The following is a 23,571-nucleotide window of genomic DNA, read 5'->3' as shown; positions in this document are numbered from 1 at the left end:
CACACAGTTTTCTATCAGGGACGACGAATGATTCTGCGCTATTTTCTAAAAACCCTGGCTCTGCCACCGATGATCTCGATACTGGTGGCTCTGCTGGCCATTCTGCTCTGGCGCAGGCGCCCTGTGCTGGCCCGCACCCTGGCGGTAATCTCCCTGGCCAGCCTGTGGCTATTGTCGTCACCCACGGTCAGCACAACACTGATGCGCTCGCTGGAAGCGCACCACCCCGTGTTGAGCCAAGCGCAGCGTGAATCCACAGAGGCTGAGGCCATCGTCATTCTGGCCGGTGGTATTGATGATTCCGCGCGCGAATTTGGCTTTCCGGTCAGTCAGGATCACACCTTGCTACGTCTGCGTTACGGTGCTTTTTTGCATCGGGAAACGGGGCTTCCCATTCTGGTATCCGGCGGGTCGGTATTCGGGGACGATGCAACGACCTTAGCCGCCGCCATGGCCAACGAGCTGGACTTCAGCTTTCAGGTCGACGCCCGCTGGCGGGAGGAACAAAGCCGCACCACGCGGGAAAATGCGGACTTCAGTGCTGCGTTGCTGGAAGAGGCGGGCATTGACCATATTCTGCTGGTCACCGAGGGCTTTCACATGCCCCGCTCGGTTCAGGTGTTTGAACAAAGCGGCCTGACCGTAACGGCCGCCCCCACGGCCATGACCCAGTACTTCAGCGCCCCGGGTATGGGCTGGCTACCGTCCAGCCTGGCGCTGCACCAGAGCAGCCTGGCGCTGCATGAATATCTGGGGATGCTCGCGTATCGTTGGTTGTAGATACAACTAAACTTTGCTGCCGGGAGCATCCACCAGCTTGAAACTGGTGTGACGCAGTCGCTGGCTCAGCAGGTGAGAGACTTTCCACAGCACCCGAAACGCCAGGTCTGGCTCTTCTTTGGCCATGGTGAACAGCTGGTGGCGCTTGGTGATCACAAAGGTGGTGGGTTCCATGGCCTCGGCCAGGCCGGAGCGCGGTTCGCCGTCGATCAGCGATTGCTCGCCGAAGGTCTGGGATTCCGAGAGCACCACCAGCGGAATCACGGAATGATCAGCGCCGGTTTTACTGATGCGCACCCGGCCTTTTACGATCAACCCCATATAATCGGCCCGGGCACCCTCGTAGAAAATAACGGTGCCTTTATCGACTTCGTAAGCGGTGAAGTAGGCACCGAGGATTTTGATTTCTTCCCAGGTAAAATCATTCGCCCAGGTCGTCTGGTCGATCAGTTCGGCGACCGCGAGGCTGGAGTAGTTGACGGGCTTTAACTTATCCATACCTGCTTAGTTTGCCCCGCTGTGTGTTGCCACAGTAAACCATACCCCGCGGCTGCATTCGGTGCGCCTGGTCACACCGGGGTTATCGCTGTTCAAGATGCTGCCATTCTGCATCCGTTACCGGGCTTACCGACAACCGGGCCTGGCGCAGCAGGGCCATATTTTCAAGCTCCGGCATGGCTTTCAGGGATTTCAGGCTGAGCACCCCGGGCCAGTGCCTGACATAGCGAACCTGCACCACCGACCAGCGGTTGTTGTCGGCCGAGCTTTTCGGGTCGTAATAGGGTGACTCCGGGTTCAGGGCATCCGGATCGGGGGCGGGTGCACTGATCACCTCGCCCTCGCCGACAATGCCGGGCTCGGCACAGGATGAATGGTAGATCAGTACCCGGTCACCCGGTGTCATGTCCCGCAAAAAGTTCCGGGCCTGGTAATTGCGAATGCCGTTCCAGGGTTCACCCTGCTTGCCAGCAGCGGCCAGATCGTCGATGGAAAAGACATCCGGTTCGGTCTTTAGCAGCCAATTTGCCATCTTTTTGTCCGTTTGTGCATTTTAAGAATAAAATACTTTGATTTTTATCACAGATTTGTCACATTAGTTGACAGATACTTCGCCACGATTCTGACAGCGCGTCAGAATTCGCGCTGTATCACAGTAGAACGCAGTACCACCGGTGTCGAGGCCGGTGAAAACAGACCGGTAAAAACCGGCTAACCAACATCAACGAAAAAAAAGAAAGCCACTATGAAACGCAGTAAACCGGATATTCTGGTCATGCTGGCGCTGATCCTCGGGTTAGGACTGACCCTGAGCGGCATGTCGAAGGGAGACAATCGCGAACGCATCAATGATGTGAATGCCAAGGCGTCCGGTATCCTGTTAGGAACCGAGCTCAACCGCCAATAATCGCTCTGGCTTCAGGCCAGATGCTACACGGCCCAGGCTACCTGTAGATCCCTTGGTCGGTGATCACCGCCGCCAGGGGCAGGTCCCACCCTTCCTGGGGAATCGCCTCTACACACTGGCACTCATGCGCTACGCCCAGGCGTTGCGGTTGCTGTGGCCAGCGTCCTTCCTGTGCGAAGGTTCTGTCGTAAAAGCCACCGCCCATGCCCAGCCGGCCCCCGGCGGCATCAAACCCCACCAACGGCATCAGCACCCAATCGAGCGTCCAGGTGGGAATGCGTTCCGGTTTGGCCGGTTCCGGAATACCGAACCGGTTGGGACGCATCGGCTCGCCCGGGTGCCAATGGCAAAACCAGAGGTGCGGACGTACCGGGTCGAGAGGATTAAGCACCGGTAGAAACAGAGACTTTCCATCGGCCTTCAACTGCAGGGTGAGCGGGTCGAGATTGATTTCACCATCGTTCGCCCAGTACAGGGCAATGCGGCGAGCGCGGGGGTAATCGGGGTGGTGGCGAACCTGACGGACCAGGCCTACAGCAGCCAGGTGCTGTTCGATTGGTGACAGGGCGCGCCGGCGAGTGCGCAGTTCTTTGCGCAAAGCACGCTTCTGATGAGCTATTTCAGGGTCGGGCTGAGTCATCCGAAACAGACTCCAAAAAACGGGTATCCCCAGACTACCGCTGCCATGAGAGACCTTGAACCGTAGAGTTCAAGGCGGCGTCCCTCGTGATAAATTAGGCTTTCCGACAAGCGGACATGCTCACATTACCAGCTAAGAAACACCTGGGTAAAAATTATCGGCTCGAGGACTTTGCATAGCTGGCGCATAGCCCAGGGATGACTCGGATTATAATGAAAATGCGGCGAATGACAGTCTTGACAGATACGATTTATTCACTTCCCGATCACTTTGAAACGCCCGGCTCGCCTGGGACGCGCTCCCGGGCCCCACAACGCTGATCGAAAATTTTTCGCATGATGAAGTTACCCTCAATCATCCTCATCCAGATCCATCGCAATGCTGATCTGCTCGGGCAATACCTGGCTGATTTTCTGCTCAAGCCGTGCCAGGGTGTCCTGATCGTGAGCGGCCACCGGGGTGGTATCGAGCAACTCCCGGGTCAGGTTCAATGCCGCCATCACCGCGATGCGCTCAATGCCGAACACTTTGCCGGTCACGCGAATTTCTTTCATTTTGCGGTCCAGCGCCCGCGCGGCTTCTTCCAGCTTGGGCTCCTGGCCTTCCGGGCAGGCGACGCGGTATTCGCGGTCTAGAATGGTGACGGTCAGGGTCTGTACATTGCTCATTCCGATTGCTCCATGGCCCGCAAGCGCACTATCATCGCTTCGACCCGGTCTCGGGCCAGCTCGTTCTGTTTGATCAGTTTGGCGCGCTCGGCTTGCCAGGCCGACCGTTCGGCTTTTAGCAGCTGATTTTCCTGCTCCAGGCGCTGAAACTGGTCGAGCAAGGCGTCCAGTTTGTGTTCCAGACTCTTCAGGGTTGGTTCAGACATAGGCAGGCCAGCATTGTTTACGGGGGCCTACTATATAAACGCGGCTTGGTAACGGTCAACGACTGCGGTCACAGCCTGGGCTGTGATAGCATGTTTTTTAGGTAAAATGTACCAGGTAAAAAGTATGTCCGGACTGGACCCGGACCCGCGCATTCTCTGGGCCACCCCCTCCTGGCCCTCCGATTGGAGACTTCATGTCCGACTCGTCAGCAAAACACCCCGAAGCCCGCCCTGAAGCCCCTGAAATGGCCTACGAAGACCTCGCCGAGCTGTTTCGACGCCTGGGTACCGGCCAAACCCCAACCTCGCTGCATGCCTCTCTGGCGGGCATTCTGGCCGCCGGCCACCGCATGAGCAGCGAAGATTGGGTGCACTGGGCGCTGGAGCTACTGGCCCCGACGGAAACCGTCACCGAAGGCCACCACATTATTTTGAAAGGCCTCTATGTGTGGACTCTGCAGTCACTCGAAGACACGGGCCTTGGCTTTACCCTGCTACTGCCTACCGACGAAGCTCCGCTCGATGAACGCCTCGATGCGCTCAGCGACTGGAGCGGTAGCTTCCTGGGTGCCTTTGGCTCGGTGGGCGTTGTGGCGGAAGGCCAAGCCCTGCCCGAAGCCGTAGAAGAGGTATTGGAAGACTTGTCGGCGATTGCCCAGGTCGATACCGAATATGACGAAGGCGACCAAGCCGAGGCCGACTTCCTGGCAATCAGCGAACACGTTCGTCTGGGCGTACTCACCCTGTTTCTGGAATACAACGCCAACGCCGCCAGCGACGACGAACCCCCGGTCGTTCACTGACCCGGGCACGCTTGCCGAAAAAATACGCTAACTCTATTGGAAAGACAGACCCTGAGGACGACCGCATGAAACACATCAGCCCGGCGGAATTTGCCGAACGGCGCAAGCGTTTGATGGAACAGATGGCCGACAACAGCATTGCCATTTTGCCGTCCGCTACGGAAACCATTCGCAACAATGACGTCCACCACCGCTTTCGCCAGAACAGCGACTTCATGTACCTCACTGGCTTTCGTGAACCAGACGCCGTACTGGTGCTGATGCCCGGTCGCGAACAGGGCGAATACGTGCTGTTTGTGCGCGATAAAGACCCGGCCCGGGAGATCTGGGACGGCTACCGCGCCGGCCCCGATGGTGCAGTGGAACAATTCCAGGCCGACGATGCCTTTCCCATCGACGACATCGACGACATTCTGCCAGGCCTGATGGAAGGCCGCAGCCGCGTCTATTCGCAAATGGGAGTCGATGGCGACTTCGACCACCAGCTGATGACCTGGGTCAACCAGATTCGCGCCAAGGTTCGTACCGGTGCCCAACCGCCGGAAGACTTCTCAGACATGTCGCACTTGCTGCACGACCTGCGCCTGTTCAAATCGAAACAGGAAATCGCCATCATGCGCGAAGCGGCTAAAATCAGCGCCCGGGCTCACACCCGCGCCATGAAAGCCTGCAAACCCGGCATGATGGAATACCAGCTCCAAGCCGAAATCGAGCACGAATGCATGATGGCCGGCAGCCCCTGGCCTGCCTACCCGGCCATTGTTGGCAGCGGCGACAACGCCTGCATCCTGCACTACATTGAAAACACCGCCAAAATTCAGGACGGCGACCTGGTGCTGATCGACGCTGGCTGCGAGCTGGAATATTACGCCTCCGACATCACCCGCACCTTCCCTGCCAACGGCCACTTCAGCACCGAACAGCGGGCCATTTACGACCTGGTGCTGAAAGCCCAGTACGCCAGCATCGAAGCCGTGCGCCCCGGCCAACCCTGGATCGCCCCACACGAAGCCACGGTGCGTGTTCTGGTTGAGGGTCTGGTCGAATTGGGCTTGCTCGACGGCAATGTCGACGACCTGATCAGCAGCAACGCCTATGCCCCCTTCTTCATGCACAAGACCGGCCACTGGCTGGGCATGGATGTGCACGATGTGGGCGACTACAAAGTCGGTGGCGAATGGCGCGTCATGGAACCCGGCATGGTGATGACCATCGAACCCGGGCTATACATCTCACCGCACAACACCAACGTTGAAGAACGCTGGCGCGGCATTGGTGTGCGCATTGAAGACGACGTGGTAGTGACTAAAGACGGCTGTGAAGTGCTGACCCAGGATGTGGTCAAAGACCCGGCGGATATTGAAGCGCTGATGAAGGGTGGGCAGAGCAGTTTGTTTTGAGTGTGCCTGTTTAACACAAAAAAAGCCCGCGTAGCGCGGGCTTTTTTTAATAGTTATGAACACATCATATAGCCGCTGCCGCTATTGATTCACGTTAAACGTTGTCCCATTGTAGGTTACTACCACCGGGGCATCACAGCCGGAATAGGTTAACGTTAGTACATCGGTAGATGACGAGTCGGTCACAACGATGCTACCGCTTGAAAAGCCGCCGTTGTCACACAACACCAAGTCAGTCGCTACGATCTCAACGTATCCGTAGTCTTCGTGGTATATCTTCGCTGTAAAATCAAAATCACTGCCTGAGCTGCTGAATGACACATCGGTTACCCGATAGGAAACACCATCATCACTGAAGTTCTCAGACACAGTACAGCTGCCCAACCCCAGGTCACCGGAACATTCGTATGAGGACGTTAACGTATAACTTCCCATGTAATTCGTAGAGACGGTAAGGTCATATTCCCACAGCCAGTAATTACCATTGTTATCATACTCGTAGTACATGCTGCCATCGTAGGTTATGGAATACTCTCCATACGTATAGGTACAGTTATTATAGTTATAGGTAAACTCACCCGACTCACCATTCTGCGAAGTCGTTAGGGTATAGGATGCCGAACCACCCCCATTACAAAATTGAGAATAATCGCCACTCGTCGTGTTTCGGGCAAGCAGCGATTGCGAATCACTAAGGCTTTGCTCAATCAGTATGTCGCGGGGAGAGTCAGGCACAAACAACGAGCGCAAAGCACCACCGCCCTCTTCAGTACTGACGGCCTGTTTGGAGGCGACATGCACCCCCTTGGCGACAGCGGTATTGTTCGAGTCATCAACCGTTGCCGCTGACGTCTTTCCAGAATACCCGGAACTGCTACTATCACCATCACCATCGCCACCCCCTCCGCAAGCGACGAGCAGTATGCCCATAGATATCACTATCAATGATTTCATCGTATTCATTCCATGTCTTCCTTAGTATCGACTGTACAGAATGAGTCACGGACAGCACACTCGGACCCCAGGCTGATTATTAGTCGATAACCGAATGAATTCCGTTAACTAATGTTTCAAAATATATCAATAGGTAACTCGTGAATGTCACCGAGACCAACGAATTTTTTCAGTCAATGAAGTGTCGGATTTCTGTACAAACTGGAAAATCTAATACTCTAATATGAAGCATTGGTGGATTACGTGAGTACACAAATTTCATGATGGGCAAGAATGACAAAAGTGGAAAGAACTCTCGGTTATTATCCTTTCGGTTATGTAACTGAATCTCTCATTCCTGAAAAATCTCTTCCAACAATCTTTCCGGGTTATTCAAAAACGCTCTGGTAACCGCGTAGTGCTCGGTATCCTCATAATTCACGCGGCTGATACCGGTATTGTCAATCTGGTATATCCAGGCACCCGGGTAGGCGAGCAGTATGGGCGAGTGGGTTGCAATGATGAACTGAGAGGAATCCCCGACCAATTGGTGCATACGGCTTAATACTGCCAGCTGTCGGGTCGGTGACAGGGCCGCTTCCGGTTCATCGAGCAGGTAGAGCCCCTTACCGCCGAAGCGGTGCAGCATTAGGGCGAGAAAGGATTCACCGTGTGACTGCTCGTGGAGCGATACGCCGCCATAATAGTCGATCACAGGCGGCGGCGGTGGCCAAAGACTGTCGGGGTCGTTCTGGTCCAGTTCTTCGATGTTGGTGGCGAGGTTGAAATAGCTTTCTGCCCTTAGGAAGAAGCCATCTCTGGGCCGCTGATAGGATTTGACGGTTCTCAGGTACTGGTGCAGCGAGGAATGCGATGCGCGGGTGTCGAAGTTGAAGTTTTTCGTGCCGCCTTCGGCATTAAAGCCTAGCGCAACGGCAATGGCTTCCATCAGTGTAGACTTGCCACTGCCGTTCTCGCCAACAAAGAACGTTACGTCAGGGGCAAACTCGAGAGCGTCCAGCTCTCTCACAGCGGGGATCGAAAAGGGGTATCTGCCGAAATCGTCTATCTGATCTCGTTTCAGCACAATTTCTCGCAAGTACGGAAGCGCTTCCATGGTTTGTCACCCGGTGGTCAGTCCTGTGGTCACCGGACACAATACCCTGACGTCACCCTCTTTGAATACCGCATAGGCTGCGCAACACCAACGCTCGTTGACAGGTCCGGTCCTGAGCAGCCCTGAACTTGCCTTACCCCTGAGCGGCCAGCTCGGTTCTCAGCAAGTTTTCCAGCATTGCCACGGGCTGCACACCTTGCAGCGCCTGTGTCTGATTGATGATCATTGTCGGCACCGCTCTAACGCCCTTTTGCATCCAGTTATCTTCAGCATCCCGCACGGCCTGGGTAAACAACTCTTGCTCAAGAACCTCACGCGCCCGCGCCTCGTCCAACCCCGCCTTGGCGACGCATTCCAGCAACACATCCTCAGCGCCGGGGTTCCGGCCTTCTCCGTGATACGCCTGCAACAGTGCCAGCTTCAATCGGCGCTGGGCCCCGGCGGGCCCTTCCACGTCTGCCCAGTAAAGCAGCCGATGGGCATCAAAGGTGTTCCATATCATTGAACGTTCACCAAAGCTGAACCCTACGGCATTTCCACGCTCTCGCAGAGTGACGTGGGACGCTTCAACCTGATCTGGCGACATGCCGACCCGGCTGATGAGGTAGTCGGTAAGCCCGACCCCCTCAGGAGGCATATCAGGGTTCAGTTCAAACGGCTGGAAGTGGACCTCAATATCGGCGGAGTCGCCCAGCTGTTCCAGCGCACGCTCCAGCGCATTCACGCCAATGGCGCACCAGGGGCAGGCTATGTCAGACACTACATCTATTCGCATAAGCTTATGGAGACCTCATTTAACCTCCCACACTAATGGGAAGCCATATGGCAAGAATACTCCGGCACTGGGCCTGAATGGTTTGGTGTCAGTTTATTAGGGCTCACCCACTTTTCGCAAGTACGTACAAATTAGTAAGTGTAAGAACTGACCGGTCAACGAGCGGTGAACTGTAAAACGAAAGCTCGTCACCCTAGGTCGATCAATTTACACCCACTGCATGACAGGCTATGCTCTAACCTATCTACTGATAGGTATATTTGATGCGGAGGCATAACATGGCAGTAACACTGAAAACTCAGGTTCTGGTTCTAGGCTCAGGCCCCGGTGGTTATTCGGCCGCTTTCCGTCTGGCTGATTTGGGTAAGGAGGTGACCCTGGTTGAGCGTTACCCGACGCTTGGGGGTGTTTGCTTGAACGTTGGCTGCATACCATCGAAGGCGCTGTTGCATGTCGCTGACGTGTTAACGGAAGCCCGGGAGGCCGAACACATCGGTGTTCAGTTTGGCGAACCCAGGGTCGATATCGATGCGATTCGCGCCTTCAAACAAAGGTCGGTCGATAAACTGGTCGGTGGCGTTGGCGGCATGGCTAAAGGCCGCCAGGTCAAGGTGGTCCAAGGCGCTGGCAGCTTCAAAGACGCCCACCGGTTGGAGGTGACCGGTAACGGGGCAGACAGTCTGATCGAGTTCGAACAGTGCGTCATCGCCGCTGGCTCGGAACCCGTGCGACTCCCCTTTGTACCCGACGACGATGACCGCATTTGGGACAGTACCAAAGCCCTGGAGCTACCCTTTATCCCCAAGCGTTTTCTGGTGATTGGCGGCGGTATCATCGGACTGGAAATGGCCACGGTTTATCAGGCACTGGGCAGTGACGTCACCGTTGTAGAATATGCCGGGCAGCTGATACCCGCTGCCGACAGTGACCTGGTCAAAGTCTACCAGCGGTTCAACAAAGACCGGTTCAATATCCACCTGAACACCCGGGTTACAACGATAGTTGCTAAGCAAGATGACCTCCACGTCACCTTTGAGGATGCACAGGGTGACACTCGCCAGGAAGCCTACGATGCCATTCTGGTAGCTGTCGGGCGACGCCCGAACGGGAACCGAATTGGCGCTGAGCATGCGGGCATTCGTGTGGATGAACGCGGCTTTATCGACGTAGACAACCAGTTGCGAACCTCGGTTCCGCACATTTTTGCCATCGGCGACATCATTGGCAACCCGATGCTCGCACACAAAGCCTCGCATGAAGGCCATGTAGCGGCCGAAGTCATCGCCGGTCACAAGGCAGTGTTCGAGCCACGCGCCATTCCGTCCATCGCCTACACCAACCCCGAGATCGCCTGGACCGGCCTGACCGAGAAAGAAGCCAAAGCCCGGGGCCTGAATGTTGAGACCGCAACCTACCCCTGGACAGCCAGCGGGCGCGCCATCGGTGCCGATCGAAGCGAAGGCAGAACTAAACTGATCTTCCACAAAGACAAAGGCACCTTGTTAGGGGCCGGCCTGGTAGGCATCAATGCCGGAGAGTTGCTGGGAGAACTCAGCCTGGCCCTCGAATTCGGAGCCGACATCGAAGACATCGCCCTGACCATTCACGCCCACCCGACCTTGCACGAGACCGTAGGGCTTGCCGCGGAACTCGGTGCCGGTACAATCACCGACCTACCCAACCCAAAGATCAAGAAAAGAGCCTGAGGGCAGCAGTCGTTACCCGGAACCCACAAGTAAGGCCATAACCATGAGTAACACCCGCGAACAATTACAAGACCGCGCGGAACACTACATTCGTCAGGGTGGGTTCGGGTCGTTCAGTTTCCGCGACCTGGCGAAAGACCTGAACATCAAGAGCGCCAGCGTGCACTACCACTTTCCGAGCAAGTCGGATCTTGGAACTGCTGTGGCGGAGCGGTACAACCGGCGTTTTGAACATGCCCTACCCGGCCCGGCCAAGTCAAAACTCACCACGGCGGAACTGCTGCGGCAGTACATACTGATGTTTTACACCGAAATGATGCACTCCAAACAGGTGTGTTTGTGCGCCATGCTGAGTGTTGAAAGAGCAACCCTGACGGCGGACATCAACGCCACTGTCGACGCCTTTTACGCACTCAACTTGAGCTGGCTGACGGAGGTTTTCACACGCGATGGCCTGCCCAAACCCCAGGCCTATAAGCGCTCGTGCCAGGTTCTAGCCACGCTGCAAGGGGGGCTGATCGGAGCCTGGTCACAACAAAATGTCGATTATTTTGTTCAAGCCGTAAGTGGCCTCTACAAAGACCTGTTCGCCAAAAACCTGCGCCTGCCAAAAAACGACCCCGATGCCATAGCAGCTACCCGGGAAGCTTGAGTCATCAGTTCATCAGCAGAGGCCTCTCACGCCTCATCCATCGCCTCTTTTACCCAACTCCCCAGCTTGCGCAGTGCCTCCTCTTTTTCGGGCGACCAGGCAACCGCATAATTCAAGCGCATGCAATTACGGTACTTTCCCGTCACTGAAAACAGCTCGCCCGGTGCAATGCGAATGTGTTCGGCAAGCCCGCGATGGTACAGCTTCGTCGTATCCACCTGCGGTGGAAATTGCAGCCAGACCACCAATCCCCCTTCGGGGCGAGACACCCGTGTCTCAGGTGGGAAGTACTCGGTAATTCGCTCAACAATGAACTGGTAGCGTTGCCGGTAGGTCACACGGGCCAGGCGCAGGTGTCGCTCGTAGGCCCCTTGCGCCAGTATTTCCGCCGCCACCATTTGTGGCAACGATGCCATGGCGTGCGAGGTGACGAACTTGCTGTGTACGACTTCCTCGAAGTAACGCCCCGGAATGATCCAGCCGATTCCGAATTGCGGGTCGATGGTTTTTGACAGAGAAGAACACAACAAGACCCGGCCGTTCTTGTCGAACGCCTTTACCGCCTTTGGTCGCTGTTCGGCATAGTGCAAATCACCGTAGATGTCGTCTTCGATCAACGGGATGTCATAACGGTCGAGCAGGTCGACCAGTGCCCGTTTGTTCTCGTCTGGCATATTGCAGCCCAGCGGGTTAGAGAAGGTTGGCACTGTCATGATGGCCTTGATCGGCCATTTATCCAAAGCCAGTTGTAACGCTTCCAGGCTCAGGCCGGTTTCAGGGTGGGCTGGAATTTCCACGGTTTGCAGACCCTGAGCTTCTATCATCTGCAACTGGCCGTAGTAGCAGGGAGACTCCACCGCTACTATGTCTCCTGGCTGGGTGACCACCCGCAAGCAATGCGCCATCGCATTCTGACAGCCGGTCGTAACGATGATGCTTTCCGGCGGTGCGAACACACCGGCGTCCACAGCGCGCCGGGCAATTTGCTGCCTCAGCGCCAGCAGGCCTTCCGGGGTATCGTAACCAATACCGAGAAAGGGCTGGGTTCGTGACAATCGCGTATAGGTGCGCTGTACCTGACGGATGATTGGGAAGTCTGACGAGGGGATCGCCCGGGAAAAATTAGCGCCCTCGGTAATGGAGCCGCGCTGTACCTCCATAACCAGCTGGGACAGCGTGGTCGGCAATGGCCGGGGTCGGGTACGTGCCTGTTTCGGCGCCGACAGAGTTTCTTCACGTCTGCTTTGCACAAAATAGCCTGAGCGTTCACGAGCCTCGACCCACCCTCTGCGTTCCAGCAGTTCGTATGCCGCCGAGACGGTGGAAATACTCACCGATTCACGCCGCGCCAGCAACCGCACAGAAGGCATTTTTTCCGACGGTCGAAACACACCCTGGCGGATCTGCTCAACCAGAGAGTCGGCAAGTTGAGCATAGAGATTGGTTTCCATCAGCACCCTCTGCCGAGCATCGACCAGAACATTACCGTTGTTGGAGGCTCTGGAGACCAGTACAGATCGCTCACAACGAACCAGAACAGTAGCTTATCGCCACCATCTGTTATGGTCAATGTTACTGCTTCCTGTATCTGTACCGGTTCAGGTGGTGCGCTTAACATGGTGTTAATCGGAACTACCCGTTTTCGATAGTCACTTAAGGAGAGCTCTTGTGAGTACCCGTGTCGATACGTTCAATCAAAGTCGCCAGCCTCTGTTTAGCATCCTTTGCACTTTGCTGGCTCGTAGCACGCGCATGACAATGACCTACATTGGTAACACCACGAGGCACTGGTACCGCAACTACAAGACCCGAGCACAATTAGCTCGCTTGCCAGATTACATTCTGAAAGATGTAGGTTTGAAAAGGGCTGATGTCATTCGGGAAACCAGCAAACCGTTCTGGAGACAGTAGTGTGTTGCTTGATTCAAAAGGAGCGTGAGCAACCCGCCAATCCTTTTGCAGGGGTTAACGTCGGCACCGGTGGTTCACATACTGGCCGCATCGTTAACCCATATGCCCACTATTGAGCCAGAACCGTCACACTTCCCTGGTGCAAGACCTGGTACACACGGTTACGCAAAGTATTGGCTTCATCACGGCCAATGCTCCTCGTTGGGTGGCGCATGGTCAGCCGCAATAGCACATTTTTTTGTCCGGGTTTCAGACCCAGCCGGTCAACGGCCACTGCAGGCAAGTCATCACCAGCGGTTTCACTGACTATTTCGATGGCCTCCAACCAGTCAAGCTTTTCCGGTATGGCTTCACGAACACGGTCGCCCAACACCTCGCTGTCCATATCCGATTCAGCAGCTATGGACAGGTCGCGCACCACCGCAGGTTGGTAGGAAACCGGCCGCCATCGTTCAAGGTCTTGCATCTGCGCCACTATTCGGTGATCCGAATTATGCAGTAAGCGGATGTCTGGCAGGTGCTTGCGCAACATCAGTAGCCGTTCCAGGCCCAGGCCCATTGCAACGCCCGTGACTTTTTCCGGGTCCCAGCCATGACGGGCCAGCAGCGCCGGGTCTATGCGACCACACTCCCCAACTTCTACCAATTGGTTGCGCTCTGAAAGCGCCTCCACTTGCAGACCGTCCCTGGTATAAGGATGCGATGATGCCTCCAGGTGCAGTGGGTGATCTGGCAAGACGGTGGTCATCACCGCATCGATGGCCTCCCGTAACATCGTTTTCGGATGGGTAACGTCGCTGACAGGCAGCAGTACCCAAACATCCACCTGGTGCGGTTCACCCACGTGAAGCCGATCAATACTGTCGCGACGATACACCCGACCGGAACACAGCAACCCCAATTTCCGGGGTGTTTTATCACGCCAACTGCTCAGCCATTCTGGAACCAGACAGGACGTTTGAGTTCGAAGCATCCAGCGCTTGGACAGGTAACGACTGTACCGGCTTTCCCGTGCCGGGCCGTCTTCAGGGTAACCAAGGGCGTCGTAATTGTCCTGCACACGAACCAGAGGGTGGCCCGACAAGCGTTGCAGCTCACAGTCGTAAAGGGATTCGATGGCATGCTGAATGTCATCCAGCAGCAGTTGCATGGCATGAGCACCCTGGTTCGGGTTGCTGAGATCGCGCAACGTAAGCGCGTCGACCAATTGGTCGGCGGTGAGGTGTTTAGACATGATGGTTCTCCAAAAAGCCAGCAGTCACGGCATTGACATGACTGCGATATTCCAAGGGGGATTGTGGAATCTTCCTCCGAGCCCAGGGCCCGGAGTTGGCTTTTCAGACAGGAAAAGTCAGACCGCCGTGCCCTGTTTCAGGACTCGGAGGTCAGTAAATCGATGTGCGTGCATCCAATTAGTCATGCTTTAAATACTACCCAAGGCCAGATTCCTGTCAATAGCTCCTCTACTCAGCAAGTTCAAACGCTTCTTCAAACGGTAGACCCATAAAATGCCGCACCATTGCATCCAAACGGTCGTTGACCGTCGTCTATGAACCAATGCTTCCGGCTAGCGCCTCAAAAGGAGCAAAACAGCGGGAGCTCGTCAGACTGAATTGTCTTAACGAGCCAAGTATTGCTGACGCGCTATACCCGGCGCGAGGCCCAGGTTATATCCGTTTACATACATTCGCTTAAAGGAATAGGACAACATGAAATTACTGCCTTACACCCTGCTGATCGCCTCGGCAGCGGTCTCGGCTCAGGCCGCTACGCTGACCGTTTCGACCACGAACAACACAACGGCCAACGACGGCTTCTGCTCCCTGCAGGAAGCCATCATCGCGGCAAACACCAACGCCCCCTCCGGTGACAGCACCGGCGAATGTCCGGCCGGTGAGGTTAGCGCTACCGACATTGTGACGCTGCCCGCAGGCATCTTTGCTCTGAACGATACACTCGCCATTACCCAAAACCTGATCCTACAAGGGGTCAACAAGACCGATACCATTATCGATGGTGGTAACTCAGTCCAAGTGCTTTCCGTCGGTACGGAGGTTGATGCCGTTGATTTTGAACTGCAAAACGTACGTATCGCCAATGGCGGCAGCCCGCTCGCTGGCGCTGGTATGGCCATCATGCCGGATTCCAGTGTAACCATCCGCGACAGTCAATTCAGCGGCCACGCCAGCGATTTGAAAGGAGGAGCCATCAACGCACTAGAAGCCTTCCTAACCATCTACGACAGTACCTTCAGCAATAACTCGGGTACCGATGGTGGAGCGATAGCCGGAATAGATAGCTCGGTTCGCGTTTACCGAAGCACCTTTTCCGGAAACATAGCAACAGGCGATGGTGGCGCGGTATACAGCGATGAGGGCTACCTGGTCGTCAACGAGTCAACCCTAACCAACAATGCTGCAACAACAGATGGTGGCGCGATAGCTTCAGACAGCGAGGGCACTGTCGAACTGAGTGGTACCCTCCTGTCCAACAACGAAGCGGGCAGTGATGGTGGTGCGATCAGCATGAATGACTACGAATTGTTGATTATTGAAGACAGCGACTTGTTTGAAAACTTCGCCGGTGACGATGGTGGCGCCATCTATACCGACTATTCCACTCAGGTAACGTTGGTCAATACTCGTTTAACGTCGAACGAAGCCGTAGACGACGGCGGTGGTTTATACCTCGACAGTTCATCGCTCGGCCTGTTTGGATCCACCGTGTCTGACAACTCGTCCTCGTCAGACGGTGGCGGTCTCTATATCTATGAAGGCGTGTTGAACGCGGTTGACAGTCAAATCGACAACAACACCAGTACGTTTGTTGGTGGGGGGTTCTACCTTGAGTACTCCGGCAGTGCAACGCTTACCAACACATCGGTCCTTGGAAATACGTCTACCTCGAGCGATGGCGGTGGCGCGTATCTTTACGAGGCCGCGTTGACGCTGATGAACGCAAACATTGCTGATAACTCTGCCCCAGCGGGTTCTGGCGGCGGACTGTTTCTGGACGGTGCGCAGCTTCGGGCGAAACACTCGATTATCCGCGACAACAGCGCACTGTTTAGTGGTGGCGGCCTCTTCGCTGAGAACAATGCCATGGTACTGCTCAACACCACCCTAAGTGGCAACCGGGTCGAAGGTGGCGATGGCGGTGCACTGTATCTGGACAGTGGAGCCATCGCCAATCTGAACCACGTCACGATGGCCGACAATTTTGCCTCTAATTTAGGCGGTGGTGTTTTTCAGGGCGCTACAGACAGTCTGTTTGCGTATGGCAACAGCATCATTGCCGGTAATACGGCCATTGAAGGGCCGGATTGCGAATTGAACCCGGGGGCTCGCTCACTTGGCTACAACGTCATCGGCAATGGCACGGGTTGCGCAACCCACGGTACTGACCAGCTGATCAATGCGCCCCTCGTGTTAACCGACTTGTTGGCTCCCCTGGCCGGCAACGGCGGACCAACCCTGACGCACGCACTCGTTGCCGGAAGCCAGGGTGACAATACGGGTAACCCGGATACCTGTTTGCCGACAGACCAGCGCGGTGTTGAACGCCAGCAAAACGGCAAAGGTTGCGACATCGGTGCCTTTGAACGGGTCAATGCCTCAGCCTCTTCCGGCTCAACCGGCGGCGGCAGCAGCGGCGGCAGCCTGGGGCTCTGGTTTGGTTTGCTCACTCTGATGCTGGGCAGTGTTCGGTTGTTGCGCCACAACTAGTAAACCAGACTCAATTGAAGAGATTCAGAGCGGGGCGTTGCCCCGCTTTTTGCGTTTGGCTGTTGACCAATCCATGAAGGGCGCTTCAGTGCCTTTGAATGAAGCCTCTAACCGCACTCACAAACGCCTTGGACGCCGCCTCTCTTCCCAGTAATAGGTGGCCATCACTTTCCAAACCCACAAATTCGGCATTGGGGATAGCGGCCGCGATATCACGCCCGACTGAGACGGGTATCCGGCGATCGCCCAATGAGTGAATCACCAGGGTGGGAACGGTCACCCTGGCCAGTTGGTCGCGCACATCGATATCACCAAAAACAGACAGGAAGCGCACGGCATTCTCAGGCGATGTCGTCAGCCGCTGAAATTCATTGAACCAGGTCAGTTCCTTTGCACTGGCACTGGGCATAAAGGTCGAGGAGAATATCTGCCGATAAGCCGGGTTATCTCTGCCCCAGCCGGTTTTCGTCAGTGTCATCACAGCTTCCCGTTCCTGCACCTCACTTTCGGTGGCATTGATTCGCCAGCCAGCCGGGTAGCCACCAAACAGAATCAGGTGGGTAACGCGGTCCGGGTGTTTCACCGCGTAATCGATTGAAACGGCCGCTCCCTGGGAAATACCCAGCAGTGCAAATTTGTCGACGCTATTGGCTTCGACGACTGATTCCAGGTCAGAAACAAATGCCTCGAACGACAGATTATCGACTTCCCAGTCTGACAAGCCGTTGCCGCGTTCATCGTAGCGAATGAATTGGTGATGCATGGCCAGTTCGCGAAAAAGCGGGCTCCAAATTGGTGCATCCCAGTCGTACTCAAGGTGGCTTAGCCAATTTGCCGCTTTAATGATGGGGGTTCCTTTACCCACAGAAGCATGGGCTATCCGAACGCCATCAACCGCCCTGCAAAAGGCAACATTTTGACGGGACAGCATCTCACGACGAGTCAGTTCCAGACTGATCGATTCCGTTTCCAATCGCCTCGATTGGGCTGCTTCGGCGGTCCATTGAATGCCTGCATTGCGAAACCGGGTCTTGAGTGTGTCCGTCAGACGGGCGACTTCCATCGGGCGCCCCAACAAGCCAAACAGGGTTAGCACCCGGTTGGCCGCTGTCGGACTATACGGCTCTAGCTCCCCCCATGCCCGGGCATGAGTCAGCTGGATTTCGTGTGGAATACTGGGGTGTGAGGCCAGCTGCGCCAATACCTTGCCCTGCAGGCGCTGAATATCCTGGCGTTCTGACGTCAACCAGTTCTGAAACAAGGGTTGGCCGGGCAAATCGATGCCATTCAGAAAAGGCTCGGCTAGCTGCCGATGCATGGATTCCAGCTCGTCGGATGCTACGTCGGGTGCTTCGATAGCGCTGGCAAGACGATGAATATCCAGCTCAACATCGGACATGGCCAGTGACACACGCTCTCTGTCTGCATGCAAACGTTCGGTTGCGCCCCGATTAATCAGGGGCCGGAGTTTGCTCAATGACCAGCGAAGCGTTGCCCTTGGGTCATCTGGCAAATCCCAGAATACTTCACATAGACGGTCACGCCGGTGCGGCCGATTGGTAATGGCGAGATACGCCAACAAGGCACGCGTACGTTTTGAGGCGGGTAACTTGAGCGCCCGGCCTTCGCTCCACAGAGTTAGCTCGCCAAGGGTAGTGATCGTCAACGTCATGCAGGCTGCTCCTCGGGGTGTTCTGGCAATCGAACGTCGAACTGGCTATGCCATTTTCTGTAAAATTCGACAAAACCATGCGTTCTCAAACGCTGGCTCAAACGAGTCCACCATAAGCTGGCCATATTGACTCGGCCTAAACGAGGCCTTCGGCCTGTGTGTTGCACTCAGTATGTAGAGTGCAGCAAAGCACGTTTTTACATGAATAAGTAGAGAAATATTATCGCGGAGTCCGTGCCCTTAAGGTGTGTTGGTTTTTGCCAAGGCACTCAGCGAGTCATGCACTAGACCGTAAATTTGGACCGGCTCCGGCAGTTGCTCGTGAGACCCCCGACAACTGTAGGGTACACACCATCGGCAATAGCCTTTAGTGTCAAACGTTATGCATTGATTTGGTGCGACCGAAACCAGCGACCCGTTCTCAAGTGCATTTTTCAGTCGCCCAATAAAAAAATTGTCTGGATGCATCCAAAACAGTGCCGCCTATCGTCACAGACTCACTGGCTCATTGGCGGGCCGTAATATGAATGAAAAAGGAAACCCCACAATGTTTATGCCCATGCGATCAATCGCACCCATATTGAGTTTCGCCTTACTGGCGCTGCTTGGCGGCTGTAACTCCAGCAGTTCCGAAAACAACGCCCAGAACGGCAACGCCGACCCCAATCCGGGCACGGACCCAAACACTGATCCGAGCACGGATCCGACCGCTCCCGCTGCAGCCGAGGTCAGCCTGAGCTTTGACGCCATAAAAACCCTGCGCATCGACTGGACCGATGTTGAAGGCGCCACACACTACATACTGCTGGAAAACCCCGACGGCCAATCCGGGTTCAGCCCCCTGGGTGACCCCATTGCTCAGGGTACTGAAACCCTGGCACTGGAAATACCCACCTTCTCACGGTTTGACGCCGAGTACATTCTACAAAGCTGCAATGAGGTGGGCTGCGTTGACGCCAGCACCCTGACCATCGATGACGGTCTGAACGATCTGATCGGCTATATGAAACCAAGCGATGTACACCAAGGCTCCAATTTTGGCGACGCCGTGAGCCTGAGTGCCGATGGCAGTACTATGGCAGTGGGGGCAGCCAATGCAAGGGCATTCATCGATGGCAGCGGGGATAAAGTGGGCACCGTTTACGTCTTCACGAAAACCGGCCCCGGCCAATGGACAGAGCAACAGCGGTTACAGGCCAGCAATCCTGGTAACAATGACACCTTCGGAGCAGCATTAAGCTTGAGCGCAGACGGCAATACGCTCGCTGTCGGCGCTAAAAATGAAGACAGTGATGCCGATGGAATAGGCGGCGACGAAACCAACAATGACGCAGCGAATGCTGGCGCTGCCTATGTGTTCACTCGTGCCGATGGCGTCTGGTCTAATCCAACCTACATCAAAGCCAACAACTCGGACTCCAATGACAAGTTTGGCGAATCCGTCGAACTGAACGATGCCGGGACGGTATTGGCCATAGGGGCGCCCGGTGAACAGAGCAACGACGGGATTATCAACGGTGAGCAAAACAACGAGGTCAATAACGCTGGTGCCGTTTACGTATTCAACCGCGATGGCGACACCTGGCAGCAGCAAGATTACATCAAAGCCAGCGACGCCACTGGAGATGAATTTTTCGGGAGGGCCATCAGCCTCGATAGCGAAGGCACTACCCTGGCCGTGGCTGCACAACTTGAAGACAGCGGCGAGACCGGTGTAAACGGTGATCCGCTCGTTGGCGGTGCAAACAAATCCGGTGCCGCCTATGTGTTTGTGCATGACGGCGCCAACTGGACGCAGCAGGCCTTTATTAAAGCCAGCAATACAGAAGAGCAGGATCTCTTTGGCGATTCCATCAGCATCAGCGGTGACGGGGACACACTGGCGGTGGGTACCATACGGGAAGACAGTGCAGTCACCGGCATTGATGGCGACCAGTCGAACAATGAAGCACCCAGTGCTGGCGCCGTCTATGTGTTTACCCGTACCGACGCTGACTGGGCACAGCAGGCTTACCTCAAAGCCAGCAACACCGATGCAGGCGACAGCTTCGGAAGCGCCGTGAGTTTAAGCCATACTGGCGATGTGCTAGTGGTTGGTGCAGTGAATGAAGCCAGTACTGCAGTTGGCATCAAAGGCAATGAATTCGATAACACCAACCCGGCTGGCGCCGCCTATGTGTTTCGTCGCACAGGCCAGGCCTGGACTCAGCACGCTTACCTGAAAGCCACGAACACAGACAGTGGCGACAGTTTTGGCAATGCCGTCACCCTAAGCGGCGATGGAGAGACGCTGGCCATTGCTGCAAGAACCGAAGGCGGCAATGCCACGGGCACTCAAGCCAGCGCCGAAGAACAAGCCGATAATTCCAGGAACAACCGGGGCGTGGTTTACCTGTACTAACTTGCCTGGTTCATGACACCAGCGGGCGTCTATTGAACATCAATCAATAGGCGCCCATGCAGGGTTACCAGGCCGGACTATGGCTCGGCTTTTACCTCGTTCACGTCAACCATCTCAATGGCACTCAGTGCCGCTTCGATCGCCCCCTCATGACACAAGCCCACCATCGAGGCCTCCTCAAATGCCTTCTGCGCTGCCTCCTTGCAGGCAGCACGTGTGGCTTCGGCCCAGTGCCGGGCTTCCTGTTCTGTCATGGCGTTTTCTCCACTAAGTTCAGTGTTTCCCAGCGGGTGCGCACCTGGCCGAACGACTGCTGCGCCCAATGCGTCGGTTGCTGCCCAATCGTCGACGTTGGTGCAGATCAGGCGGACTTATCGGATTCGATTAACACGCCTGCCCTTAACTGAGTAAACGGTCAAACCCCTTCGCTGGCGTTAGGTAGAACCTACCAGACGCGCAACTGTGTGGCATACATTTTCTGCACCCGCCCGAATTTCTTCTATCACCGCCGACGCCTGTACGATCAGCTCTCTACTCGACTGAGCCTGAGTTTGCACACTTTGCATGCTCGAGCTCGCTTCGTTCGTCAACTTTTGGTTGGCCGCTACAATGTCTCGAATCACCAGCGTTGACTCACTGGTTCGTGACGCAAGCTGGCGCACTTCATCAGCGACAACAGCGAAACCACGACCGTTTTCACCCGCGCGTGCTGCTTCGATTGCGGCGTTGAGCGCCAGCAAATTGGTCTGGTCTGCAATGGTGGAAATCGTGGTGACGATGGAGGCGATTTCAGTGGATTTTTCATTAAGCTGCTGAATAAGATCCGTCGAATGACCGATGTCGCCCACAATAGACTCAGATATCTCAACGTTTTTCTTCAACATATCGGCTCCATTCCCTGCAATATTCAGGGTCTCTTCCGATGTTGAGCTTGCTACTTCCGACGCTTCCTGAATAGCCATGTCATGGAAGACACGCTCAGTGATATCAGCGGCAAACTTGACTACTTTGAGGACTTTTCCTTCGCTTGAGAAAATCGGGTTGTAACTGGCTTCTAGCCAGCAAGCATCGCCGTTTCGCTTAACGCGCTCAAACTTGCCCATGTTGAGCTTTCCCGTCGCCAAATCATGCCAGAAATTCGGGTTGTCCCGATAAAAATCGTCCTTGCAGAAAATCCGGTGGTGCTTTCCAACGATGTCTTTGAGTGTATAGCCAACGGCTTCCAGAAAATTGGTGTTCGCATCAAGAATTGTGCCGTCCGGTGAAAACTCAATCACTGCCATTGAGCGGTCCAAAGAGTCCAGCACCGCCTGCTGCTTGTTACGCTGATTGATCATCTCCGTCATGTCATGAGCCAGTTTTACAATTCGGTAGACACCACCATCACGCAGAACAGGAATGTAATGCGCTTGCACCCATACCGGCGTGCCTTCTTTATTCAGCAGTTGAACAGTGCCGTTATGCGCCTGCCCGGACGCAAGGTTTCGCCAAAGCGACTGGAAACCGGGCTTGGACGTTTCCTCCGGCAAGCAGAGTATTCGGTGGTGGTGCCCCACCAGATCCTGATGCCTATACCCCACTAACGCCAGGAATGGCTCATTGGCACCGACAATCGTGCCATCGGGTTCGAATTCGATGACAGCCCCCACCTGTCTTAAGGACTCAATAAAGGCATCGGATTCGCTGTACTGCCCGACTTTATCGTCTTTTTTGCTACCTGGCCAAAATCGCATTGTGTAACCCCATCTCAGTGAATGTGGACATGGTCACAGAATAATCGAATCCAGGAAGCTGGTAAAGACAAATAAGACATTTAGGACATAAGTATCATACACCAATCGATTCGCGCCCTGTCTCAACATCGAGAAAACGCCCTTTTCGAACGCTCCGCCCCGCTTCAATGGCATTCCCCCAGTCAATCGGGCACAAAAAAGCCGCCTCCAAGGGCGGCTTTTCTGACAAAGTCGGCGATCAGTCAGTACGCTGAGTGACTTCCAGTAAGTGGTAGCCGAACTGTGTTTTAACCGGGCCCTGGACTTCGTTGACCGGGGCACTGAACACGACGCGGTCAAACTCGGGGACCATCTGACCGGGGCCAAAGGTACCGAGATCGCCGCCATTACGGCCGGAGGGGCAACTGGAATGTTGCTGTGCCAGGGCGGCGAAATCTTCACCGGCGGCAATTTTTGATTTCAGGTCGTTACAGGTTGCTTCATCGGCAACCAGAATATGACGTGCTGCGGCTTGGGCCATGGTTGTGCTCTCACTGTATTGCGGGTTTAAAGGAACGAGAATATTACCATACGTATTCGGTGTACGGGTTCGTCAGTCGCTCTGCCGCTGCACCGAATACCCCGCGTCGCGGCCAGAAGGGGCGATAACCCGAACACAGAACCCGGCACAATGCCTCTATTGCCGCAGCCTAACAGGCAGGCTAACCTGCATTGATCGCAGTCGAGACTGCCCGACAACAAGGCCCACGCATGCCCGAGAAACAAGCCAATAACCCGCTTCACGGCATCACGCTGGAAACCGTTGTGGTTCGACTCCAGGAGCATTACGGATGGGAAGGGCTGAGCCAACGGGTCAATATCAATTGCTTCAAAAGCGACCCTTCGGTGAAATCCAGCCTGAAATTCTTGCGACGCACGCAGTGGGCCCGGGATCAGGTAGAAGCACTGTATGTGGCGACTTTCGCCGCCTGGCCTTATGCACAGGAAACGCCTCAACGGTAAATCGGACTTGAACAGGCCGACGTTTTCAGGGCACCAGTGGTG

Annotated in this window: 24 protein-coding genes and 1 other RNA gene; 10 read left to right on the top strand and 15 right to left on the bottom strand. The window is 55.4% G+C overall.

The features are described 5' to 3' along the window. Positions 1–27: 27 nt before the first annotated feature. Positions 28–780 carry a YdcF family protein gene (locus EP166_RS17405; RefSeq protein ID WP_127559424.1) on the top strand — a complete coding sequence of 251 codons (753 nt, stop codon included), beginning with the start codon at positions 28–30 and terminating at the stop codon, positions 778–780. Between the two features lie 6 nt (positions 781–786). On the opposite strand, the gene EP166_RS17400 is transcribed toward EP166_RS17405, so the two are convergent. Both EP166_RS17400 and EP166_RS17395 read right to left on the bottom strand, forming a co-directional pair. After that, a complete protein-coding gene (locus EP166_RS17400) occupies positions 787–1,278 on the bottom strand; it encodes a Crp/Fnr family transcriptional regulator (protein WP_127559422.1) in 492 nt (163 codons plus the stop codon). Positions 1,279–1,360: 82 nt separating this feature from the next. Beyond that, positions 1,361–1,810, bottom strand: a complete 450-nt coding sequence (locus EP166_RS17395) for an EVE domain-containing protein (protein WP_127559420.1) — start codon at positions 1,808–1,810, stop codon at positions 1,361–1,363. 213 nt (positions 1,811–2,023) lie between these two features. Here EP166_RS17395 and EP166_RS21185 point away from each other — a divergent pair, with 213 nt between their 5' ends. Further along, positions 2,024–2,185, top strand: coding sequence for a hypothetical protein (locus tag EP166_RS21185; protein ID WP_164743999.1), 162 nt, complete (start codon positions 2,024–2,026; stop codon positions 2,183–2,185). A gap of 37 nt (positions 2,186–2,222) precedes the next feature. Here the strand turns inward: EP166_RS21185 and EP166_RS17390 are convergent, their stop codons facing one another. The 4 genes from EP166_RS17390 to EP166_RS17375 form a co-directional block, all read right to left on the bottom strand. After that, positions 2,223–2,825 carry a 5-formyltetrahydrofolate cyclo-ligase gene (locus EP166_RS17390; protein WP_127559418.1) on the bottom strand — a complete coding sequence of 201 codons (603 nt, stop codon included), beginning with the start codon at positions 2,823–2,825 and terminating at the stop codon, positions 2,223–2,225. A 22-nt stretch (positions 2,826–2,847) separates the two neighbouring features. Continuing rightward, a non-coding RNA gene (gene ssrS / locus EP166_RS17385) (6S RNA) lies at positions 2,848–3,026 on the bottom strand. 149 nt (positions 3,027–3,175) lie between these two features. Then, a complete protein-coding gene (locus EP166_RS17380) occupies positions 3,176–3,493 on the bottom strand; it encodes a cell division protein ZapA (protein ID WP_127559416.1) in 318 nt (105 codons plus the stop codon). After that, entirely contained in the window at positions 3,490–3,699 is a 210-nt protein-coding gene (locus EP166_RS17375) for a TIGR02449 family protein (RefSeq protein ID WP_127559414.1), read from the bottom strand. The genes EP166_RS17380 and EP166_RS17375 overlap by 4 nt, the downstream gene beginning before the upstream one ends. Positions 3,700–3,893: 194 nt before the next feature. Between EP166_RS17375 and EP166_RS17370 the strand changes: the two genes are divergently transcribed. Both EP166_RS17370 and pepP read left to right on the top strand, forming a co-directional pair. Beyond that, entirely contained in the window at positions 3,894–4,502 is a 609-nt protein-coding gene (locus EP166_RS17370; protein ID WP_127559412.1) for a UPF0149 family protein, read from the top strand. Between the two features lie 65 nt (positions 4,503–4,567). Further along, positions 4,568–5,902 carry a Xaa-Pro aminopeptidase gene (gene pepP, locus EP166_RS17365; protein ID WP_127559410.1) on the top strand — a complete coding sequence of 445 codons (1,335 nt, stop codon included), beginning with the start codon at positions 4,568–4,570 and terminating at the stop codon, positions 5,900–5,902. Between the two features lie 81 nt (positions 5,903–5,983). On the opposite strand, the gene EP166_RS17360 is transcribed toward pepP, so the two are convergent. The 3 genes from EP166_RS17360 to EP166_RS17350 all read right to left on the bottom strand — a co-directional run bounded on the left by EP166_RS17360 (position 5,984) and on the right by EP166_RS17350 (position 8,727). Beyond that, the gene (locus EP166_RS17360) at positions 5,984–6,865 is read right to left on the bottom strand and encodes a hypothetical protein (protein ID WP_127559408.1); all 882 of its coding nucleotides are present in this window, start codon (positions 6,863–6,865) and stop codon (positions 5,984–5,986) included. A 322-nt stretch (positions 6,866–7,187) separates the two neighbouring features. Continuing rightward, positions 7,188–7,952 carry an AAA family ATPase gene (locus tag EP166_RS17355; RefSeq protein ID WP_127559406.1) on the bottom strand — a complete coding sequence of 255 codons (765 nt, stop codon included), beginning with the start codon at positions 7,950–7,952 and terminating at the stop codon, positions 7,188–7,190. A 133-nt stretch (positions 7,953–8,085) separates the two neighbouring features. Beyond that, positions 8,086–8,727 carry a DsbA family oxidoreductase gene (locus EP166_RS17350; protein WP_127559404.1) on the bottom strand — a complete coding sequence of 214 codons (642 nt, stop codon included), beginning with the start codon at positions 8,725–8,727 and terminating at the stop codon, positions 8,086–8,088. Positions 8,728–9,005: 278 nt separating this feature from the next. Here EP166_RS17350 and lpdA point away from each other — a divergent pair, with 278 nt between their 5' ends. Beyond that, positions 9,006–10,433 carry a dihydrolipoyl dehydrogenase gene (lpdA, locus tag EP166_RS17345; RefSeq protein ID WP_127559402.1) on the top strand — a complete coding sequence of 476 codons (1,428 nt, stop codon included), beginning with the start codon at positions 9,006–9,008 and terminating at the stop codon, positions 10,431–10,433. 43 nt (positions 10,434–10,476) lie between these two features. Beyond that, positions 10,477–11,085: a TetR/AcrR family transcriptional regulator gene (locus EP166_RS17340; protein WP_127559400.1), complete on the top strand. Its 609-nt coding sequence runs from the start codon at positions 10,477–10,479 to the stop codon at positions 11,083–11,085. A gap of 26 nt (positions 11,086–11,111) precedes the next feature. On the opposite strand, the gene EP166_RS17335 is transcribed toward EP166_RS17340, so the two are convergent. Beyond that, a complete protein-coding gene (locus EP166_RS17335; protein ID WP_127559398.1) occupies positions 11,112–12,536 on the bottom strand; it encodes an aminotransferase-like domain-containing protein in 1,425 nt (474 codons plus the stop codon). A 301-nt stretch (positions 12,537–12,837) separates the two neighbouring features. On the opposite strand from EP166_RS17335, the gene EP166_RS21795 reads away from it, so the two are divergent. Then, entirely contained in the window at positions 12,838–12,996 is a 159-nt protein-coding gene (locus EP166_RS21795; protein ID WP_127559570.1) for a DUF1127 domain-containing protein, read from the top strand. A 109-nt stretch (positions 12,997–13,105) separates the two neighbouring features. On the opposite strand, the gene srmL is transcribed toward EP166_RS21795, so the two are convergent. Then, the gene (srmL, locus tag EP166_RS17325; RefSeq protein ID WP_127559396.1) at positions 13,106–14,230 is read right to left on the bottom strand and encodes a PheS-related mystery ligase SrmL; all 1,125 of its coding nucleotides are present in this window, start codon (positions 14,228–14,230) and stop codon (positions 13,106–13,108) included. Positions 14,231–14,705: 475 nt separating this feature from the next. Here srmL and EP166_RS17320 point away from each other — a divergent pair, with 475 nt between their 5' ends. Then, on the top strand, positions 14,706–16,721 hold the full coding sequence (locus EP166_RS17320) for a choice-of-anchor Q domain-containing protein (RefSeq protein WP_127559394.1): 2,016 nt from the start codon (positions 14,706–14,708) through the stop codon (positions 16,719–16,721). An 85-nt stretch (positions 16,722–16,806) separates the two neighbouring features. Here EP166_RS17320 and EP166_RS17315 read toward each other — a convergent pair whose 3' ends face one another. Then, positions 16,807–18,393: a bifunctional AfsR/SARP family transcriptional regulator/alpha/beta hydrolase gene (locus EP166_RS17315; RefSeq protein ID WP_127559392.1), complete on the bottom strand. Its 1,587-nt coding sequence runs from the start codon at positions 18,391–18,393 to the stop codon at positions 16,807–16,809. 553 nt (positions 18,394–18,946) lie between these two features. On the opposite strand from EP166_RS17315, the gene EP166_RS17310 reads away from it, so the two are divergent. Then, a complete protein-coding gene (locus EP166_RS17310; protein WP_164743998.1) occupies positions 18,947–20,794 on the top strand; it encodes an integrin in 1,848 nt (615 codons plus the stop codon). Positions 20,795–20,871: 77 nt separating this feature from the next. Here EP166_RS17310 and EP166_RS17305 read toward each other — a convergent pair whose 3' ends face one another. The 3 genes from EP166_RS17305 to EP166_RS17295 form a co-directional block, all read right to left on the bottom strand. Then, positions 20,872–21,048 (bottom strand): acetyltransferase, encoded by a 177-nt coding sequence (locus EP166_RS17305; protein WP_127559389.1) that lies wholly within the window; start codon positions 21,046–21,048, stop codon positions 20,872–20,874. Positions 21,049–21,228: 180 nt separating this feature from the next. Continuing rightward, the gene (locus EP166_RS21665) at positions 21,229–22,527 is read right to left on the bottom strand and encodes a methyl-accepting chemotaxis protein (RefSeq protein ID WP_127559387.1); all 1,299 of its coding nucleotides are present in this window, start codon (positions 22,525–22,527) and stop codon (positions 21,229–21,231) included. A gap of 238 nt (positions 22,528–22,765) precedes the next feature. After that, positions 22,766–23,047, bottom strand: a complete 282-nt coding sequence (locus tag EP166_RS17295; RefSeq protein ID WP_127559385.1) for a peptidylprolyl isomerase — start codon at positions 23,045–23,047, stop codon at positions 22,766–22,768. 230 nt (positions 23,048–23,277) lie between these two features. On the opposite strand from EP166_RS17295, the gene EP166_RS17290 reads away from it, so the two are divergent. Then, positions 23,278–23,529: a VF530 family protein gene (locus tag EP166_RS17290; protein ID WP_127559383.1), complete on the top strand. Its 252-nt coding sequence runs from the start codon at positions 23,278–23,280 to the stop codon at positions 23,527–23,529. Positions 23,530–23,571: the final 42 nt, after the last annotated feature.

The organism is Saccharospirillum alexandrii, assembly GCF_004000275.1.
Lineage (GTDB): Bacteria > Pseudomonadota > Gammaproteobacteria > Pseudomonadales > Natronospirillaceae > Saccharospirillum > Saccharospirillum alexandrii.
The sequence above is the reverse complement of the archived record's forward strand: the minus strand, read 5'-3'. Positions and strand labels throughout refer to the sequence as shown.